Raw genomic sequence first — 435 nt, forward strand, 5'->3', positions numbered from 1 at the left:
AAATATAGATGAAGAAGCACCTAAGGTAATTTCTTTTAGACTGAAATCAGAAAATCATTTGTCTTTGGAGTTTAGTGAAATGATTAATGAATTAACACTACTGAATCCTGAGAATTATAAATTACAAGCCAACGTTTTAAAGGAGATTATTCCTATTTCAACGCAAGAGGTAGAGTTGCAATTTGAAAATGTGTTTGCGGATGCGGAACAAATGCAGTTAGATGTTTCAGGAGTAGCCGATGAGTGTGGAAATATTCTCGATACCATAATGAACTTTGTGTATCATGTAGTACATGAACATGATGTTGTTATTAATGAAATCATGGCCGATGAAAGCCCAACACAAGGATTACCCGAGTATGAATACATCGAGTTATACAATACCAAAAATTATCCAATTTCAGTTGAAGGTTGGAAATTGCAAATAGGCAGCAA

Annotated in this window: 1 protein-coding gene; it reads left to right on the forward strand. The window is 34.0% G+C overall.

The window, feature by feature from the left end; genetic code table 11:
• Nucleotides 1-435: lamin tail domain-containing protein (locus DF185_RS23255; RefSeq protein ID WP_133250155.1), on the forward strand; the 435-nt coding region annotated here is incomplete at both ends.

Source organism: Marinifilum breve (assembly GCF_003202155.1).
In the GTDB taxonomy this organism is placed as follows: Bacteria; Bacteroidota; Bacteroidia; order Bacteroidales; family Marinifilaceae; genus Marinifilum; species Marinifilum breve.